At 68.2% G+C, this 16088-nt stretch carries 18 protein-coding genes and 1 pseudogene; 8 read left to right on the forward strand and 11 right to left on the reverse strand.

The genetic code is table 11. The features are described from left to right. The first annotated feature begins 237 nt into the window (after positions 1 to 237). From ACYVIP_RS21880 to ACYVIP_RS21895, 4 genes are read left to right on the forward strand one after another with little or no spacing between them, the layout of a single operon-like run. Positions 238 to 531, forward strand: a complete 294-nt coding sequence (locus ACYVIP_RS21880; protein WP_460399195.1) for a VOC family protein — start codon at positions 238 to 240, stop codon at positions 529 to 531. Further along, a complete protein-coding gene (locus ACYVIP_RS21885; protein ID WP_460399198.1) occupies positions 528 to 881 on the forward strand; it encodes an ArsR/SmtB family transcription factor in 354 nt (117 codons plus the stop codon). Before ACYVIP_RS21880 ends, ACYVIP_RS21885 begins: the two co-directional genes overlap by 4 nt. A 23-nt stretch (positions 882 to 904) precedes the next feature. Next, positions 905 to 1405 carry an SRPBCC domain-containing protein gene (locus ACYVIP_RS21890; RefSeq protein ID WP_460399200.1) on the forward strand — a complete coding sequence of 167 codons (501 nt, stop codon included), beginning with the start codon at positions 905 to 907 and terminating at the stop codon, positions 1403 to 1405. Next, on the forward strand, positions 1402 to 1701 hold the full coding sequence (locus ACYVIP_RS21895; RefSeq protein ID WP_460399202.1) for a YciI family protein: 300 nt from the start codon (positions 1402 to 1404) through the stop codon (positions 1699 to 1701). Before ACYVIP_RS21890 ends, ACYVIP_RS21895 begins: the two co-directional genes overlap by 4 nt. Here the strand turns inward: ACYVIP_RS21895 and ACYVIP_RS21900 are convergent. From ACYVIP_RS21900 to fxlM, 5 genes are all read right to left on the reverse strand, one after another. Then, complete coding sequence (locus tag ACYVIP_RS21900) at positions 1665 to 2612, reverse strand: thiopeptide-type bacteriocin biosynthesis protein (RefSeq protein WP_460399204.1); 948 nt, start codon at positions 2610 to 2612, stop codon at positions 1665 to 1667. The two genes, ACYVIP_RS21895 and ACYVIP_RS21900, sit on opposite strands and share 37 nt — an antisense overlap. 20 nt (positions 2613 to 2632) lie before the next feature. Then, positions 2633 to 3868, reverse strand: a complete 1236-nt coding sequence (locus ACYVIP_RS21905) for a lanthionine synthetase C family protein (protein ID WP_460399206.1) — start codon at positions 3866 to 3868, stop codon at positions 2633 to 2635. Then, the gene (locus tag ACYVIP_RS21910) at positions 3869 to 6934 is read right to left on the reverse strand and encodes a lantibiotic dehydratase (protein ID WP_460399209.1); all 3066 of its coding nucleotides are present in this window, start codon (positions 6932 to 6934) and stop codon (positions 3869 to 3871) included. 72 nt (positions 6935 to 7006) lie between these two features. After that, positions 7007 to 7156 carry an FxLD family lanthipeptide gene (locus ACYVIP_RS21915; protein ID WP_460399211.1) on the reverse strand — a complete coding sequence of 50 codons (150 nt, stop codon included), beginning with the start codon at positions 7154 to 7156 and terminating at the stop codon, positions 7007 to 7009. A gap of 12 nt (positions 7157 to 7168) precedes the next feature. Then, positions 7169 to 8443 (reverse strand): methyltransferase, FxLD system, encoded by a 1275-nt coding sequence (gene fxlM, locus ACYVIP_RS21920; protein WP_460399213.1) that lies wholly within the window; start codon positions 8441 to 8443, stop codon positions 7169 to 7171. A 740-nt stretch (positions 8444 to 9183) separates the two neighbouring features. Here fxlM and ACYVIP_RS21925 point away from each other — a divergent pair. From ACYVIP_RS21925 to ACYVIP_RS21935, 3 genes are read left to right on the forward strand one after another with little or no spacing between them, the layout of a single operon-like run. Further along, positions 9184 to 9672: a YbaB/EbfC family nucleoid-associated protein gene (locus ACYVIP_RS21925; RefSeq protein ID WP_460399215.1), complete on the forward strand. Its 489-nt coding sequence runs from the start codon at positions 9184 to 9186 to the stop codon at positions 9670 to 9672. A gap of 4 nt (positions 9673 to 9676) precedes the next feature. Further along, positions 9677 to 10000, forward strand: coding sequence for a type VII secretion target (locus ACYVIP_RS21930; RefSeq protein ID WP_460399217.1), 324 nt, complete (start codon positions 9677 to 9679; stop codon positions 9998 to 10000). After that, entirely contained in the window at positions 9997 to 11688 is a 1692-nt protein-coding gene (locus ACYVIP_RS21935; RefSeq protein ID WP_460399219.1) for a WXG100 family type VII secretion target, read from the forward strand. The genes ACYVIP_RS21930 and ACYVIP_RS21935 overlap by 4 nt, the downstream gene beginning before the upstream one ends. A gap of 7 nt (positions 11689 to 11695) precedes the next feature. Here ACYVIP_RS21935 and ACYVIP_RS21940 read toward each other — a convergent pair whose 3' ends face one another. From ACYVIP_RS21940 to ACYVIP_RS21955, 4 genes are read right to left on the reverse strand one after another with little or no spacing between them, the layout of a single operon-like run. Next, on the reverse strand, positions 11696 to 12214 hold the full coding sequence (locus ACYVIP_RS21940) for a hypothetical protein (RefSeq protein WP_460399221.1): 519 nt from the start codon (positions 12212 to 12214) through the stop codon (positions 11696 to 11698). A 15-nt stretch (positions 12215 to 12229) separates the two neighbouring features. Continuing rightward, complete coding sequence (locus tag ACYVIP_RS21945) at positions 12230 to 12799, reverse strand: DUF3558 domain-containing protein (protein ID WP_460399223.1); 570 nt, start codon at positions 12797 to 12799, stop codon at positions 12230 to 12232. 23 nt (positions 12800 to 12822) lie between these two features. Beyond that, positions 12823 to 13215: a hypothetical protein gene (locus ACYVIP_RS21950; RefSeq protein WP_460399225.1), complete on the reverse strand. Its 393-nt coding sequence runs from the start codon at positions 13213 to 13215 to the stop codon at positions 12823 to 12825. A 5-nt stretch (positions 13216 to 13220) separates the two neighbouring features. Beyond that, positions 13221 to 14351, reverse strand: coding sequence for a hypothetical protein (locus ACYVIP_RS21955; protein ID WP_460399227.1), 1131 nt, complete (start codon positions 14349 to 14351; stop codon positions 13221 to 13223). A 66-nt stretch (positions 14352 to 14417) separates the two neighbouring features. Between ACYVIP_RS21955 and ACYVIP_RS21960 the strand changes: the two genes are divergently transcribed. Next, positions 14418 to 15203, forward strand: a complete 786-nt coding sequence (locus ACYVIP_RS21960) for a class I SAM-dependent methyltransferase (RefSeq protein WP_460399229.1) — start codon at positions 14418 to 14420, stop codon at positions 15201 to 15203. A 114-nt stretch (positions 15204 to 15317) separates the two neighbouring features. On the opposite strand, the pseudogene ACYVIP_RS21965 reads toward ACYVIP_RS21960, so the two are convergent. Both ACYVIP_RS21965 and ACYVIP_RS21970 read right to left on the reverse strand, forming a co-directional pair. Beyond that, a pseudogene (locus ACYVIP_RS21965) lies at positions 15318 to 15596 on the reverse strand (nuclear transport factor 2 family protein); the annotation flags it as partial. 9 nt (positions 15597 to 15605) lie between these two features. Then, positions 15606 to 15944, reverse strand: a complete 339-nt coding sequence (locus ACYVIP_RS21970; protein WP_460399231.1) for a hypothetical protein — start codon at positions 15942 to 15944, stop codon at positions 15606 to 15608. Between the last annotated feature and the right edge of the window lie 144 nt (positions 15945 to 16088).

Below are 16088 nucleotides of genomic sequence, written 5' to 3' on the forward strand. Positions count from 1 at the left end.
CCTGTCAGGCGGGAACAGCCCCGCGTGCGCGGGGACGACACTTTCTGAGCTGCGATGATACCTGCCTGGCTCCAGGTTTTGCTTCACTTTGACACTTTTTCAACTCTCGTTGGATTACTGCCCCGGGTGCTCGTGGCCATGCGCCGGGATGGCTGTTAGCCGCGTGGACCAAGAACCCCTTGTGTAAATGTCAGCGGATGCTAACGTTAGCCAATCCAGACGTAAGGGGGCGCGATCATGACGCAATCGGTGGCGTTCTTCGAGGTAGTCAGCACGGACCACGAGCGGACACAACGGTTCTACCGGGAACTGTTCGGCTGGCGAGTAACCGCCGACCCGGACATGGGCGGCTACGGCACAGTCCCCACCGACGCCGAGGAAACCCCAGTCGGCGGTATCGGCCTGAAGGTCTACCTCCAGGTACCCGACCTCGACACCTACCTCGAACGCGCCGAATCCCTCGGCGGTACCCGCGTAATCCCCCCGACCGGCCTCCCCTGCGACGGCAACCCGGTCGGCCTGTGGGCATGAGCACCGACCCAACCGACGACCCAACCGACGCTGCACTACGCGCCCTCGCCGAGCCCCATCGACGCGACATCGTGCGACTCGTCGCGCACGACGAACTGCCGGCGGGCGAGATCGCCTCGGCGTTCGACGTGAGCCGTACCGCGATCAGCCAGCACCTCACCGTCCTCAAGAACGCCGGCCTGATCACCGAACGCCGCGACGGCACCCGCCGCCTCTACCGCGCCCGCCCGGAGGGACTGGCTGGCCTGCGCGAACTCCTCGACGAGCTGTGGGCCGACTCGCTCGACACCGCGCGCCGCCTCGTCGAAGCCGACCGCGGGCTGACGGAAACCGACGAGCGGACCGGCTGACCAAACCACGCCAAGGAGCCAGATTGCCCACCGACAACGACTCGTCCGTCACCCGACTGCGACGCCCGCCGATCCGCCAGGCCACCACGGTCCGCAGCGACGTCGACCACACCTTCGACGTCTTCGTCCGAACCATGGGCGTCTGGTGGCCGAACCAGTTCTCCGTTGGCCACCAACGGGTACGGGACGTCACGGTCCAACCCCGCGTCGGCGGCCGCGTCTACGAGACCTGGGACGACGGCACCGAAGTCGACTGGGGAGTGCTGCTCGCCTGGGCACCACCCGAGCGGTTCGCCATGACCTGGGTGGTGACCCCGGCACCCACCGAGGTCGAGCTGAGCTTCACCGCGCTCGGCCCCGCACTGACCAGGGTCGCCGTCGAGCACCGCGGCTGGGACGCGCTCAGCGACCGCCAACTCGCCGAGGCCTGTGCCCTGCCAGCCGGCTACGACGGCGGCGCCTACGTCGAAGGCTGGGCCACCATCCTCGCCGCGTTCGCCGCCCACCCGGGGAGCCAACGATGAGCCACTTCCTGTACCAGTTCGTGCCCCACCGGCCCGACCTGCCGACCACCATGTCCGACGCCGAGGCCGCGGTGATGGGCGAACATGTCGGCTACTGGCAACAACTTGTGGACCAGGGTGTCGCCGTCGTGTTCGGTCCGGTCGCGGATCCGGCCGGCGCGTGGGGCATCGCCGTGGTGGCGGCCGACGACGAGGAGGACGTGCGCGGCATCAGCGCGGCCGACCCGGTGACCCGGGAAGACCTCGGCACTGTCCACATCTATCCGATGCCGGGCGCGATCGCCCGACGTTCCTGATCCGGTGACGCGCCGGGCAGTCCCAGAATCAGGGTGCGTGCGGCCAGCGCGAGCACGCTCTGGGTCCTGACCGGCAATCCCAGGCGGTTCCAATGGAAGATCACGTGGTAGCTGAGGACATCACGCAGACCTCGGCTCAGTGTTCCCCCGCCGGCCGCGGCCCCGAGGCGGGCGCCGGCGTCGGCGAACGCGGCGGTCCACCCGGCGACCGCGGCCAGCGGGCCCGTTGCGCCAAGCAGCGGCCCGTCCGGTGTGGTGTCGGCGAGGAGGAGCCGTTTGAGGTCGTCGGCCATCGACGTCAGGCTCGATCTCGGAACATCGCCCGGGGACGGTCGCTCCTGGGCGACCCGGTGCCAGACATCGCCCTGTTCGTACCACTCCAGTCCTGCTGCGCGCAGCAGGGCGCCACACAACAACAGCGACAACTCACGGCGGCCAAGCACGGGTTCGCCGTCGCGGAGCACATCCAGAATCGCCTGACTGTCCACACAGAACAGGTCGTGTGCGATGTCCATGGCCGGTCCGCCGCCGAAAGCGGCTGTTTCCGCCTCATAGATTCCCGGCCACCAGCGGGCGATCCGGCGGTTGGCCGCGAGCTCGTCGAGTGCCGCGCGTAGGTCGTCGAGCACGGTCGGCCCGGCGCGAAGTCGCAGCCGCCAGCAGGGGTGTTTGCGGATGAACCACCAGGCTTCGGCCCGCCCCAGCAGCGGAGCGAGGTGGTCGACCGCGGTCTGTTCGGCGGTGCTCCAGTCGGTGAACTGGATGTGGACCTGCCACCAGCCCGTGGCGGCCTGACGGGTGAGGGCGTCGAGCCCTGCCTGCCGGTAGATCTCGACGGCGTCGGCGAGTTCCGCTGGGGCCAGCTCGTCCGCGGCCTCGGCCAGCGGGGTTCCGGTCAGTACTCTCAGCACGGCGCGCTCGGTGGCCCGCGCTAGTCGATCAGTAGGCATGCGTCCCATCCGGAGATCGGGGCGACCTGGTGGGCGGCGGTGTGCATGACGAGAGCTGTTCCCGCGGCGCCCTCCAGAAATCCGGGTCCCGCCGCGGGGCCGAGGTTCGCGGCGAGGCGCGGCAGGTGGCCGGCGAGTGCGGTGGCGATGACCTCGGTGGTCGCGTCGTGTGCCGCGCGCCAGACGGTGTGATAGATCCCGGCCCAGCCGTGACACAGCCCGCTGTCGGTCACGCTGGCCTGCTGTGCGGGATCGGCGAGGCAACCCAGCAGCGCCTGTTCGAACCGCCGCTGACGGTGTGCGTCGCCGGTAGCGATCCCGGCCAGCTGTCCCGCGCGGGCGATCCCCGGGGTGCCGTAGCACCAGCTGGGACGGGCCGGACCGGGCTGGCTTGGCCGGCCGCCGCGGTTATCGGCCAGGGTGAGCCACTCCGGCCACCACGGGCCGGTTTCGCCGTACTGCTCCCAGTCGTCCAACCACGCGCAGATGGTGGCGATCGCCTCCTGGTGCCCGGTCACGGTGATCCCGTGGCGCGCGGCCCTGCTCAGGAGCGCGAGCGGTCCGGCGATGCCGTGCGCGGCCCCGAGGTTGGCGTGCCCACCCGGATACGCGGCGGAGCGCCGTCGGTGCGGGTCATGGCCGACCCACCAGCCGGGCAACAGGTCATCGCCACGCCGCAGCGGACGGGTCAGCGCCACCAGGTAGTCGAGAATCCGTTCCAGCGCACTGCCAGCGGGGTCCCGGCGCAGCAGGAGCGCGCCGATCCCGCTCAGGCCGAAGAAGATGTCGTACTCGCGGAACGCCGGGAGCCGCCCGGCCGCGATGCGTGCCATCGCCGCGGTGGCGCGGTGGTGCGCGAGTGCGGTCACTGGTCCGTTGACGTCGGTGAGCGCGTCCCGGTAGTGCCCCGAGTCGCCCGCCGCCGCGGCGGCGAGCATGAACGTGATCGCCGGTGCGCCAAGATAGAGGCCGGTGTCGCTGGCGGAGCTGATCGGTCCGGCCACCGCGTGGGTGATCCAGCGATGGGCCTGTGCCCACGTCCCGTGCCCGGCATGGGCACGTTCGATGTGCAGCAGAGCGATCCCGGCGGCGCCCTTGCTGAGGGACTGCGGAGACCATGGCTCGCTCTCGTGGGGAGGTCCTGGCCGTGCCAGCTGGGTGGCACAGCGTTCGACGCACGCCGCGAGATCGGCGTGTGTGGTGACGCGGCCGGCCACTCAACCCTCCTGGCGGGCGGTGTGCTGGAGGGCGACGGTGCGTGCCAGCCGCAGGGTGACGCGCTCGCGCTCCGGCTCCACCGGGACGGCACGACCGTGGTGCAGGTGCAGCATCGAGCGCAGGACCGTCAGCGGGTCACGTTGCGGGGCAAGGCTTTCCCGGTAGGCGGTCAGCGCGACGCCGCGCGCGTCCCACGCGGCCAGCACGTCGTCTCCGCCGGGCAGGGACCGCAACGTCGTCCACGTGCCATGTGGATCGGCCAGCTCCAGCGTCCGCGCACGCAGTGCCGGATCCAGTCGCCCGTACTCCCGGGGAAGTTCGTCGACCAGCCAACCCAGGCCCGCGCGCGCGGACCCGGCGAAGCGCACCGCCAGGTCGACCAGACTGGCGGCGACGAGGGCCTGCGCGGAGACGTCCACGGTGGCGACCCAGCTGATCTGGCTGAGTGCTGCCGCCGAGTCGGCGGTGAACACCTGCTGTGCGCGTTCCAGTGCCCCACCGTGGCCGTAGCGTCCCGGTTGGGGCTCGTTGGTGGTCAACGTGAGCCGCGCGAGCAGCCGGTCGGCACGCAGCCTGTCGGCCCACGCGGTGATCCGTTCGGCGGCCTCGCCGTAGGCGGCCGGCGTCGGCAGGTAGACGGCGAGGTACTGGTCGGCCTCTGGCCGGCGCAGCTCACGATGCCGGCGGAACCACCAGCGCACCGCCCAGCCGTCCACGGTGTCGAGCAGACCGGGGAGGTGCTCGGTCAGGATTTCGTCGAAGCGCCCTGGATGCCCGTAGAGCTGCGCGCACAGGATCGTCGAGTTGCCAGGGGGTTCGTGCTCGACGGCACGTGGCGGGGCGGTGCCCGGTCGCGCGTCGGGGTTCATCACCAGCGGGAGGAGTAGCTCGTGGGCGCGCCCCAGCCAGCCAAGCTCAGCTGGGGCCGCTGTCTCGCGTAGTTCCAGGCGGCCCGCGCGTTCCAGGCGGGTGCGCAACAGCCACCGATGAAGGCGATGGCGGAGATCCACCGGTTGCCGGCGGTCGTGCTCGACCACGGCGACATGCTCGGGAACCCGCCACCTGTCCCGCCACAGATCCAGTCCGGCAGCCCACTCGGCCGCCGACGCCGTCCGGCCGGGGAGATCGCTGGCGGTGAGTAGCCACCGTGCCGGGGACAGCGTGGTACGGCGGAATCGGATGCGGGGAAGGTAGGGCAGCCGAGCCGCGGCACCGAAATGGAACGCCTGGTAGACCCCACACCGGGCGGTCGTGATCTCGGCGAGGAACCGCGCGAGCGGCGGGGTGTGCACACCGGCCTCGAGCGCGTGCGGGACGCGCGGCTCGACTCGCCTGCCGGTGGCCGTGTGCACGAGGTGGAACCGGTGATCGTCAGCCGTGACCCCGAGATCTGCCAACCGGAGGAGGCGCTCGTGCGGTTCGCGGTACTCGGCGACGGGGATGACGTGCGGTAACAGTTGTTCGGTGCGGGAGATGTTCTCGTTGCGCCGTTTGCGCGGCGCGAAGGACAGTTGGGCGGCGATGGCGGCCGGTCCAGTGGCGGCAAGGCTTTCCGCGATCAGGTCCCGGACGTCGGCGGGCAGCAGCTGGGCGTGGCGGCCCGCCATGCTGCTGCCAGGCCTGGGAGTCCCGGTCACCGTCAACGCGAAGCGTCCACGGTTCAACGCGGCGACGGACTCCGCACGAAGCTCCACGGCCACCTCGACCCGGGCCGGCAGGTCCACAATGTCCTCACGGTCACCGGAAGTCAGGTCCTTGATGACCTGATCGGTGAGGAGGATCTCGCCGCCGCCGTCCAGAGTGGCCCGTTGGATCAGCGCCAGCAGGGTCTCGTCGCGTTCGCTCACCTTGCGGGCGGTGCGCCCGAAGGCCGAACCGAGGTAGTCCGCGGGAAAGCCGAGCCCGCTGTCGGCGACCAGCGTCAACAACGGCACCAGCGCACCGGTTCCATAGCGTGCCCGGAACCGGTCGTGGTAGTCGCGCCAGGCCGGATATCCCCACGGATACGGCGAAAGGCGAAACAGGACGTCGACGGCGTCCTCGGCGTCCCGGGCAACCTGTTCTGGCAGTTGGACCTCGCAGTCCACCATCGTGTCGACGACCAGTGGCAGCCGCGTGGTCTCGCTCAGCGTTCGCATCCGTTCGATCACGGTCGCCTTCGGTGCTGTCGCGGCGCGGAGTTCCCGGTGAATCGCGAGTAGTTCCCGCACCGTGTCCCTGATCTCGGGAATGGCGTTGGCGTCGGCGGCGGTCAACTGGGCGCAGGCGTGGCCGAGCGGGTCCGGACAGGTCATCGGCGCCCACAGGTTGCAGATCAGCAGTCCGTTGGCGAGCAGACCGGCGATCAGGTCGTCGATGCGGTCCGCCGCGGCGGGAAACTCGTCCAGTAGGAGCGCGTGTAGCTCGCTGACGCGCACCGGTTCGCGCGCGGCGGTCACAGCGGCGCGCACCGGGCGACTGTGGCGTATGGACACCTCGATCGGGGCCAGCTCGGCAACGGACTCCGTGGCGTGGCCGTCCGGTGTTGGTCCCGGTGCCACGAACCGTGCGCCGCGCACGGCACCGGCGTCGTTGGCGACCACGGACAGCCGTGCCCGTAACTGTTGGCAGCTGTGTAACTGACGTAGCACGTCGCCGAGCCAGGCCGTGTCCGCGCGCACCGTCGTGCGGTGTTCGTTGCCCCACCGCACCGACGCGTTGGCTCCGGCCCTGGCGGCGGCGACCCCGGCGAACAGACCGAACGGCGTCGGCCGGCGTTGCCAGCGAAGCAGATAGGACGCCACCGCGAGTACGGCTCGACGGATCGCCCTGGCGTCCTCTCGGTCACCGTTGGCGGTGCCGGCCACCAGCTTGTCCACCTGCCGGACCAGTGCGGGGCTCGCCACCCCCAGCGCGCCGCGAACGTCCGCGCGCTGCCACAACGACGACAACCACGCCAACCCGTTTCCGTTGGCGTCGAAGGACAGTGTCGGGTCGTCCGGTAGCTCCAGCCCGCCAGGGTCAGTGCTGGCGCGCAGCAGTGCCGCGCCGTTCCACCGGTACATCGCTGATGATCTGACGGCCACTTCTCGCCTCCATGAGGACCGCGCGGCACACCGCTGCCGGTGCGCCGGCTTGGCGCACCGGCAGTACGTTGTTCAGGACGGGGCGTCCGCGAACGAGTTGCAGGCGCTGGCGTCGCCCGCGCAGGTGTTGCCGCAGCCGTCATCGGTGGGGCAATCACCCATCACTGGGCCGTAGGCCACGACAACCCGCACGTCCAGCGCGAACTCGTCGATCTCCGGCATGGGGCACACTCCTTATTCGGTGGGGCGAACCGGGACTGCCTGACCGGCCGGGGCGATCGCCACCTGCGGCCAGGAGATCGTGATCCGGCTGTGTTTCTTGTCGATGACACGTTCGGCCGCCAGCCGGGCATCGGGAGTGCCATGTGGATAGACGCGGATCTGCGGGCCCGGTCCGCGGCGGTGGTCCCGTGCCCAGATCCGAAGCTGTTCGGCCACTTCCTCGGCGAGTTCGATCGCGTGCGAGCCGAAGGCGTGCACGCCGAACTCGACCTCCGTCTGGTCGGCGGTGTCGCGGGTCGTGACGTAGGCGAGGTTGCCGCCGGAGATCGCCGCCGCCGCGGCCGTGTGCCGGCCAGGGGGAGTGATGAGGCCGGTGTCGCGCTCGCGGTCGACCACGACGCGGCAGAACCCGGGAAGCACGGTGGCCAGCCACATCTGCGCGGTGGCCCACGGCTCGAACCGTCCGATCGTGGCCCCGCTCCACACTTCCACTCTCGGCGTGTCCAACACGCCCTGGTCGAGGTTGAAGCCAGCCGGGGGCGCGTCGTCGAAGCGGAGGGTGACTTCGCCACCGCGCATCACCAGCAACGTGCTCTCGTGCACCCCTGCACCCCGGATGGGGACAAACCCGAACAGCTTCGATGACCTGCTGATCAGGCATCCGTCGGCGCGGTCGAACGCGATCGTGCGCGACAACCCGCGCAGCGACAGGGGAACCACCAGACGTCCGCGGTCGGTGAGCTGGTCGACCCACGCCGGCGGAATGTCCCAGACGCCGGCGGTGACCAGAATCCGGTCGTAGGGCGCATGCTCGGGCACCCCGTGCTCGGCGTCGGCACGCACGACGTTCACCCGCGGGTACCCGGTCCTGGCCAACAGCAGGCTGGCCCGGTCGGTGATGTCCTGGTCGATGTCGACCGTGGTGACCTGGCCGGTCGTCCCGACGAGCTCGGCCAGCAGCGCGGCGTTGTATCCGCCGGAACCGATCTCCAGAACCCGCATGCCGGCCGTGATCTCCGCCTGCTCCAACATGTGGGCCTGGAGCTGTGGCGAGGACACGGAACTGATCGAGTTCCCGTCCTTGTCCCGTTTGATGACCACTCCGTTGTAGGGGTGGTACACGTCGTCCAGGCACACGCCCGGGACGAACGACTCCCGGGGAACTCGGCGCATGGCTGCCGTGACCTGCGCCGAGACGATCGTGCCTTCGGCAATGAGGTCGTCGACGACCTTGTGGCGCACGCGAGTGGCGCGCTCGGAATCGACGGAATCGTCATTTGTGGTCATATCAGTCACCGCGTTGTCGTCATTGTGGTCGTCGTGATGACCAGTGCGTGGTGGGTGCCAGCACGCCGGTGGCGCACAACACATCGTACCGACTTGGTGACCCTCCGCAATACGGCGGGAGTTAACTCTGTGGCGGTGGTACGGAGAGTGATGCAATCGGGCGTTGTTCGATCGCGCACGAGTGACGGGTGACATTCGCTGCCGGCGAGAGTTGCTCGCGGGCAACCGGCGAGTTGATGGGTGTTGGTGAATTCGGGCAGATTTCTTGGTTTCTCCGAAGAATGGCTGGCCAACGGCCGTTCGGCTGGTGCGTGGCCGGGATGTCGGCGACGCGACAGTTGTTCGGCGATGACCCCCATCGAGGTGCCTCCGACCTCAGCGATGTCCCTCGGTTCGACTGAGTATCGCGGCAATTGACACAATGTTTCATCCGCCAGATGGTTGGCAGATTAGTGATATCTCGGTGGGGCCACCGTGTCCGGTTTATGACCGGTCAAAGTGCCCCGAAAGATTCCCTGTGGTGGGGCCCAGGGGCGCGTAGGCGATGCCCCTCTGGTTACCGGCCCGCCTGCTGACGACTGGATCTTGCGACGCCCGATCGGGTTGGACAAAGCCGTACGTGCGGCTGGCCCGCCGCGGTGAACGATTGAGGAAAGTTCCGGGGTACCGACCGTGGCCCGTCCGCCAACGGTCGTGTGATTGTGGGGAACAAGGATCACACGGCCGTTTGGGGGCAAGAGATGACCGACAGCCGAGACTGGCAGTCGCGGATCGCCGAGGACGCGCGTCGTTACCGGGAGTTGCACGAGCGGCTCTCCCGGCTGGCGATCTCGGAGTCGTCACCGGACGGGGCGGTGCGGGTGACCGTCTCCTCCGCCGGTCTGTTGACCGACCTTGTGGTGCGGGAAACGGCGCGCGATGTCGGCAACCAGGTGCTGGACTGTGTCCGCAGGGCGCAGGCCAGGATCCCGGATCTGCTGCGACGGACGGTGACGGAACTGGTCGGCACGACCGACTCGAACGCGCACCTGATCGTGACCGAAGCCCAAGAGCGGTTTCCAGCACCGCCCCAGTCCGCGCAGCGCGGGTGGGGGCCGGCGGAGATCCGGTTCACCGTGCCGGAAGACCTACCGACGCCGCCGGCCCGTGCCACCACCACCCCCACGCGGCCGCGGCAGGCCAAGGAAGAGACGTGGGACGAGGAGCGCTCGGTACTGGTGGAGGCGTGAAACGATGCCAACGGTTGACTCGTTCGAGGTAGCTGACGCGGCGCTGAACGATCACGCGCGTGGCGTGACCGGTCTGGCCGACGAGTTGCGCGCGGCGTTCGACATCGCGGGCAGGGTCACGTTGACCTCGGGGACGTACGGACAGTCCGGCGAACAGGTCGTCTCGCTGCTCAACGCGGTAGCCGAGGCCGCGGAAGAGGTCGTCCGCAGCGGGATCGACGCGCTGGACGGCGCCGCGACCGAACTGCGCGCGAGTGCCACCACCTACACCGACAGGGACACCGGTGCGGCAACCTCCTTCACCGGAGTCAACGGGGAACGCGCATGAGAACCACCGACGACACCGCCAGCAAACAGGGTGGCACCGGCGCGGTCGCGTCGGCGCAGGCGCTGCGCGACACCGTCGACGGCGGTGGTTGGATCGCCTCCGGCCTGAACGTCGAGGCCGGCCTGACGGCGTTGAGCGCGACGATGCGGCCCGTCGACGCCGTGGCGAAGGCCGGGCTGCCCTGGCTGACGCCCAAAGTCCAGCCACTACAGGAGGTCCTGGACCGGCTCGCCGGAAACGCCTCGGTGCTCCGGACCTTCGCCGATGCCTGGCAGCGGGTGTCTCCCACGGTTGAACAGGTCGGCCAGCAGTTGACCCGCACGTCGTCGGCCACGGCCGGACAGTGGCAGGGAGTCGCGGGGGACAGGTATCGCGGTCGCGCGGCGGAGATCGCCGACGTCCTGCACGGTTCCGCCACGACGTTCGCCGCGCTCAGCGCCGTCGCCACGCGCATGGGCGAGGTGGTGGCCGGCGCGCGAACGCAGGTGAACGAGCTGATCACCGATCTGGTCAACCGGCTGGTCTCGTATGTCGGACAGGCCACCGCCGCCGAGGGCGGTGTCACCTCGAACGTGATGGCCCAGGCCACCAGCATGGTCAGCTCGTACACCGGTCCGATCGCGGACATCGAGAGCAAGCTGGCGCAGACCGTCAGCAACCTCGAACCACTGCTCACGGGGAACAACACCACCGGCGACACCCGGGGCATCACGAAGGACTCGGGCGTCCAGTACGCCTATCTGCATCCCGACCACCGCAATCCCATGAGCAAACACGAGCGGATTCTGGAGAGCGGCGGTGGCGGTGGCGGCAGTGCCGGGGTGTCGCTCGCGGCGCTCCTCGCCTGGCTACGGAAACTGTTGCTGGGCGAGTCGAAAGCCATACCGCCCGCCACGCCGCCCGGTCAACAGCCCGGTGACACCCCCACGGCCACACCCCCGGGGACGCCGTCGAATCCGGACACATCCCCCGCCACGCCACCTGTCCCGCAGCCGGGGACACCACCCATCCAACAACCGGGCACACCGGAAACACTCCCGCGGCCTGGCGACACACCTCCCGCGCGACAACCAGAAGCGCCAGCCGTTCAGGAACCGGGCACGCCGCCGCGCCAACAGCCGGCCACCCCCGCGATCCCGCCGCCCGGTGACACGCCAGGCCAACAACCGGGTACCCCGCCCACCCCGCGGCCGGGAACACCCGAGACCACCCCGCCCCAGACGCCACAGGAGGGCAGCCCGCCCCAGATGGCCGACCCGCCGGCCAAGGACCAGCCAGAACCGCCGGCGCCGAAAATCAGCGACGAGGAGCGGAGAAGGCAGGAAGACCTGGCCTGGGGAGGACTCGAGGAGTCGACTCCCCAGCCGCTGGACGATGACGAAATAGATCAACGGTTCCGGCAGAACAGCGATGGCGTGGTGCCCTCGCAGGAGCGGCCGGCTCAAGTGGTAGGGGAGGACTGGGTAGTGCGCAATACAGTCTCCTCGGAGAAAGAGCTCCTGGAGAAACTGGGAGTACCTGGTGCCTCAGTCGAGCATCTTGGGCGCACGAAAGATGAAAAGCTTATTGCCCAAGGTTTCACCGAGGCTTACCAGGTGCTGGACAAAAATGAGATCTATCGGACATTTTTCTCGAACAAGGCTGGCACGAGGCTGACTTTCCCGCACGGGTCATCTGCGAACGATTGATCGTCCGTCATTCGCGCTTCCGGAAAACCCAGGTCCAGAAGCGCCACGAAATCGGGTTGCTCAGTCGAATCCAAGCCAGGGTGAATCTGGGGAAGAACAGCAAGATCCCAACGATGATGATGGCAACCGGCGCCATGATCAGCGGGCTTTGGACGGCTGAGGTCACAGCGGACGCGGTGCCCGTGAGGAGGATCGCGTCCTGATCGCAGTCGATGGTGATCTCGGTCGAGGATCGGGTGCTGTCGGCCCAGTTGAGTGAGCGGTACTGCGGCTCGCCGTCGGCGTCCAACACCTCGCATTCTGTGGTGCCGGGCTCCTGCGGGCCAGGTCGCTTGTGCACGGACGCCTGTTCGCCGGCCGGCCAGACACCTGGCCGGCCGGGACCGATGTCCTGGCCGCCGGCCAGGAATACCAGCCCGGTACCAACCATGACGACGAGTGCCGCTATCCCCCCGATCAGCAGGGTCAACGACGTTCGCCGCAACGGTTTGCGTTGCCGAACCGGCTCGTCCGGTTGCTCACTCACCACTGGTTCCTGTCGTCAACTCAACGCCGCGATCGTCATGGTTGCTGCCCGGTCCGCACGCTCGCAGCCCGGACCGTCCGCGTCGGGGTCGTGCGCGGCATTGGTGATGGCCACCGACGCGTTGTCGGCGACGCCCAGGAAGATCTTGCAGGAACCGGACTTTGACGTCAGGTCGTCCCGCGCTCGGATCACCGGATAGCCGTCGACGCTGTCGGTGGTCCACTGCGAGCAGTCCAAGGTGTTGCATTTGGCGTACTGGTCGGCGAGCCCTTCATCACCGAAGACCACGAGCTGTAGAAAGTTCAAAGGATCTGTGCGTTCCGTGTCAACGTGTAGGTAGCAGATCTTGTAGTCCGGGAAGTACTCGGGGACAGGAGTTGGTAGACCGAGTTCGCGACGTTGAGAGTCGTCAAGAAGCGCGCAGGGGTCGGCGGCGAACGGGCTCACGTCAAGTGGTTGCGCGACCGGTGGAATCTCCAGCGACGCGGGTGCCGGAATGGTCGTCTTCGTCGGCGACGGTGTCGACGATCGTGCCTCGCCTGATCGTTCCGAGCATCCGGACGCGGCGATCACCAACGCCAGCACCACGCCGAGTGTCGATGTCACCCTCATCGTGGTCGGCCTCCGCCCCGGTTTTTGAGCACGCTGCGGGTGAACGGCTCGTCCTCGTCCTGCGGCCGCGCCTTCTCGGCGGCCCGCTCGTTGGCCGCCCGCTCAGCGGCCAGCGCGTCGAACGTCGCACCGAAATCGAAGTCCCGCATCGCCTGGACACCACGTTGGAGATAGTCGGAATAGGCCCCGGTGGAGCCCACCGTGCGCCAGGACATGGTGCCATCGGCGATACCGGAGCCGATCTCTCTGGTCATCGGGTCGTCGCTGGCCTGCATCTCCTTGAGCAGTAACTCTTCGAGCTTCTGTTCGTCGCCGGCGACGGACTCGAACTTGGTGCCCTTCGCGAGCTGGATCAGTGCGTTCAGGTTGGCGGGAATGTGATCGCTCATCGGTTCTACCTCGGCAGGTTGAGTTGGCGAGAGGGCATGCCGGGCAACGAGAGTGGCCCAGGACTGGCGAACCCGCCCTGGGCGGCTTTGAGCGCGCTGGTAGCGGTGGCCAGATTGCTGACGATGCCGAGCAGATTCTCGATTCCCTCGACCACTTTGCTGATTCGGTATCCGGCATAGAATACCGCACCCACCGCGAACGGCGTGCCGACTCCGGTGGCCGCCGCACCCCCGCCTACGGCACACGCGGCAGCGGCTGAGATCGCAGCGTCCATGATCGCGCTGAGCACCCCCACAGCGGCATCGCGGAGGTTCACCATATCTTCCGATGCTTCGACGTATTGCTGAGCGAGGGCGTCGATCGGGCGCCAGGCGTTGTCCACGTCAAACCGGGTGGCGAGGTTTATCAGATGGAAGGTCGCGCCGTCGCCGGCGTTGCCCTGCCAAACCTGTTCGGTTCCCTGCGCGGCCCACTGGATGTTGAGCCCGATGTCATTCAGCGCGCGACCGACGTTGCGGAGGATGTCAGCGGCGGCTCGCGCACCGGCCCAGTCGCCGACGAACTCCTCGGCGAGTTCCTGCATCGGGTTGAAAGGCTTGTCCAGCCAGCCTAACCAGACCGCGACCTCACTGACGAGTTGGATCGCCGCACAGACATCGCTGGACATACTGGGGATGTCCCACCAGGCAAGCGTGCCCAACAACTCGGCGGTGTAGTCGTGCGGTTCGTTCAGGTGGTCGGTCGGCGCGGTGATGTCGGCGAACCGTGCCGAACCTTCGGACTCGAGGTCGACGTAGTTGTTGTTGTCCTTGTACTTCGGGATGTCGAAGTCCGAGTAGGTGGCGTCCAGGCTCGCGGCCGAGTTGGCGTCTGTTCGTTCGTAGTAGGCCGCCGACTCGGAGACGGCCTTGGACGTGTCGGACACCATGGGGCCGGCGACCTTGTCGAGCCAGTCCGACAGCGTCCGGTACGCCGCCTGGTGCCCGTCGAGGCATCCGCCAAGGTAGCCGGTACCGCCCTCGAAGTTCTCCATCTTCGCCAGGTAGATGGCGACCTTGCCCAGGTCGGCGTGGGCACGATCAAGCGTCCCGGCGAGTTCCCGGAGCGCGGTAGGTTGAACGTCGAAGTCTGCCACTGTCGATCCCCCAGTTGAAGTTCCCCGTACGCTGGACCAACTGGCGATGCTAGCGGGCGGCCCTGGGTGCTTCGCTCCGCGGCTGACCAGTCGCCGAAAATCGGTTACGCCATCCGCGAGGCGCGACCTAGAGTCTGCCTAATGGATCTGACCAGAGTTGCTGTGCCGCATACCCTTGCCCACCTGAAGCCGCTATTGCCGGCGCCGCCAGCGCGTGTTCTTGAGGCCGGTTGTGGTCGTGGTCACCTGGCCGTCGCGTTGGCGGAGTTGGGTTACGCGGTCACCGGTGTGGATCGCAACGCGGAGATGGTCGCGGCGGCGGGTGAACTCGGTGTGTCCGTTGTCCAGGCGGACGTGCACGACGTCTCCGGCGAGTACGACGTCGTGCTGTTCACCCGTTCCCTGCACCACGCCGAGGATCTGGATGACCTCCTGGGCCATGCCGCCACGTTGCTCGCGCCGGGCGGGCAGGTCATCATCGAGGAGTTCGCCTGGGAGCGGGTGGACCACGCCGCCGCCGGCTTTCTCCACGACAACCGTGCGCTGCTGGTCGCCGCTGGTCTGCTTGACGCCGAGATCCCGTCCGGTGACCTGCTCGAGGCCTGGGTGGCCGGGCACGACTTCCTGCACCAGGGATCCGCCATGCTCACCGCGTTGCGCCGCGTCGGCGGCGAGCTGACCACTGTGGACACTGCGATGCTGTGGCGTTTGGTCGACGGCCGCGGCGGTGTGTGGACCGAGCCGGGTGCCCGTGCGGCCGATGCGCTCGATGCCATTCGCGTGGCCGAGGAACGACGTATCACCGGTGGCGCACTGCCTTCCGTCGGTCTCATGGCATCTGTCCGCCGGTGATACCCGTCTCTGCCGGCTCCTCGATGTCGGCAAGGACGCCGAACGACTCGTCGATCGCGGCGTGTCGCGCGGCAACGTCAAGGAACCAGCGCTCGACGGGGTAACCACGGTCAGCCGGCAGGCGGCCATGGTCTCGTTGCCGACCCGCGCATCGAGCCACACCGCAGCGTGGTGGCCGTCGGCGACGATGCGGCGGGCGTGCAGGTGCCAGTCGCCTGGGTACTCCTGGTTGAAGCGGAGGAAGGTCGACTTCCCGTGGAGGCGTTCTCTGGTCTGGGGCATCTCGTACACCACGTCGTCGGTCAGCAACGTCCGCAGGCCGTCCCAGTCGCGCCGTTCGGTGCGGGTGACGTACTCCTGGGCGGTGCGGCGGGTACGGGTGGTCTCGTCCATGGCTGGACGTTATGGCTTGGCACCGACGGTTCCGGGTTCTTGGCGAGCCGTCTCGGTGGCGAGTTCGTCTCGGTAGCGCTGTGCGCATCGGGCTACGAGGGTGCGGATGTCGTCACGCCAGCGCTGTTCGGACGCGTTTGCCGGCTGGTCGGTCGGGGCTTCCAGTGCGGTGCGGTAGGCATCGAAGTAGGCGAGCAGCTGTGCGGTGCTCGGGTAGTCCCACTGGGGGTCGTGCCACAGGAAGTGGATCACTATGTCGCTGAAGTCGTCGTGGGCCGGCCATGGGGGGACCAGCCAGCGGTCGGGGTTGTCGGGGTCGCGGACGCCGGTGGTGGTCGTGTCGGGCATGAGGTCTCCTGGCTGCTGTGGCGCCTGATAAATTGCTTGTTGTGCGCTCGCTGAATCCTGTGGCCGGTTGGCAGGTTGGACAATCCGCTTGCTTACGCGCAACGGGTGACATCGACTTCAACTCGGTAACTCTTCGCTGTTACC

Source organism: Actinophytocola sediminis (assembly GCF_054779715.1).